The sequence below is a fragment of the Rhodanobacter sp. DHB23 genome (assembly GCF_014842975.1).
GTDB lineage: Bacteria > Pseudomonadota > Gammaproteobacteria > Xanthomonadales > Rhodanobacteraceae > Rhodanobacter_A.
This window is the reverse complement of record NZ_JACYXK010000004.1, coordinates 1-1,531: the sequence shown is the minus strand read 5'-3', so window position 1 is coordinate 1,531 and position 1,531 is coordinate 1. Positions and strand designations below refer to the sequence as shown.

Below are 1,531 nucleotides of genomic sequence, written 5' to 3'. Positions count from 1 at the left end.
TTGCCAGGGCGATCTGTGTCATGGCGAATGTGTCGGTCCCGAATCGAACCAAGCCGATAACACTTCTGGCCTGCGAGGCCGCTCCGAACGATTGGCTTTCGATTCGCGGATTCCATGATGGCCCGAGCGTTATCCGCTCACCCCAAGGCCGAATACACGACTGCAACCGATTCATTCACCCGGTATCAACCGCCACAGCACACCGGCTAGTTGCACGAGGAGTCCATACACGAAATGTTAGGCGCCAAGCCCATCACCCTCACAGCGCCGTACTCAATTGCTTGCTGGGGGGAATAGAATTTCCCCATCGTCTGAGCTTACATCAAAGAATCCGACGCGATGCTTGATAGCAAGCTCTCGCATCTTGTTATACGCGTGTTCTGCGACTGACCAAGCAAACGCTGAATAGATAACGCTCTTTCCGATCGAATGATCTGTAACCTCGGATGCGTCGGAGTCCGCCGCTAGTGGGCCATTCATGGGCGGGAAGAATTGAATCATCTCTCGAAACCAAGCTTGCAGTGCAGGCGCGGTGACAATCGGGTCGTTGTAGCTGTGATCCTCCGACCATTCCGTTTGTTTGTCGTACCACGACATAAAAGATTCACGCTCTTTTGGAGCGGCGTCTGGATCAAAGACCATGAGGTCGTAGCTCATTGAATTTCCCTGGCGCCTAACGCTGGAGTTAAGCGGCGGCGAAGCCGTCCGCCTTGAACGAGTTGTTAGGCGCCAACCTTGGCCGCCCCCTGGAACGTTGCAATATACCTTGTGTATTGCCGCTCATAGAAACTTACGTATAGCAAGTGACCGGTGCCGCATACGCGACATACGCTGACACCAAAGTAGGGGAAGCCGGGGTCATGAGATTTAACGACCGGATGCCTGTCGTATTCGCCGACCGTACAGCCGAAGAACTGGATAACTTGCGCTCGCTCAGGCTCGGCGAGTGCTCTAAACCACGAGTTGGCTTTTGACACGAACTGCAGAACGTTCAAGACGATCGGCGTACTACAGCCTTGGCATATGAAAGACAACGTGGCGGTTTCTTCCTGCGCCCCATCGAAGAACGGATCACGGGCTGGGTCTGGGGTGACAAATGGCGCTTGAAGATCCATGGCTGCTTGACGCCTAACGCTTGAGTTAAGCGGCGCCGGAGGCGTCCGCCTTGAACGAGTTGTTAGAACTTACTTTGCGCGCCTGATGAGAGCGAAGTGCTCGTGCTCGGAGTCTTCGTAGTGCACAAGGCCACCAAAATCCGTTTCCATTAGTACCCCCTTCTTGAGATAGGCCCATTGGGCCTCTGGATAGGCTGCTGAGTACTCGGCGCGGTCCATGGATGCGACGACAACACCACGATAGTTGCCGGAAATGGCGACTTCGTCACCAAGCATCGCTTCGCTGCCGTCGGTGTAGAGCATAGAGTTCTAACGCTGGAGTTAACAGGCTGTTGAGAAACGCCCCGAAGCAGCGACAATCATAGTTCCCATCAATCATCAGGTCGTGGCTGTGCGCGGAGCCGATATCCAGCAAC

The 1,531-nt window shown here is 54.7% G+C and carries 3 protein-coding genes; all 3 read right to left on the bottom strand.

Features of this window, described 5'->3' with window-relative positions; translation table 11 throughout:
* Positions 1 to 273: 273 nt before the first annotated feature.
* Positions 274 to 657: a hypothetical protein gene (locus tag IHE47_RS00030; protein ID WP_192102883.1), complete on the bottom strand. Its 384-nt coding sequence runs from the start codon at positions 655 to 657 to the stop codon at positions 274 to 276.
* A gap of 65 nt (positions 658 to 722) precedes the next feature.
* On the bottom strand, positions 723 to 1,115 hold the full coding sequence (locus tag IHE47_RS00025) for a hypothetical protein (protein ID WP_192102881.1): 393 nt from the start codon (positions 1,113 to 1,115) through the stop codon (positions 723 to 725).
* Between the two features lie 69 nt (positions 1,116 to 1,184).
* Complete coding sequence (locus IHE47_RS00020; protein ID WP_192102879.1) at positions 1,185 to 1,418, bottom strand: hypothetical protein; 234 nt, start codon at positions 1,416 to 1,418, stop codon at positions 1,185 to 1,187.
* Between the last annotated feature and the right edge of the window lie 113 nt (positions 1,419 to 1,531).

Excerpts from the sequence above, each read along its gene's own strand:
- IHE47_RS00030 (WP_192102883.1), bottom strand. The coding sequence starts at position 657 with ATGAGCTACGACCTCATGGTCTTTGATCCAGACGCCGCTCCAAAAGAG.
- IHE47_RS00025 (WP_192102881.1), bottom strand. The coding sequence starts at position 1,115 with ATGGATCTTCAAGCGCCATTTGTCACCCCAGACCCAGCCCGTGATCCG.
- IHE47_RS00020 (WP_192102879.1), bottom strand. The coding sequence starts at position 1,418 with ATGCTCTACACCGACGGCAGCGAAGCGATGCTTGGTGACGAAGTCGCC.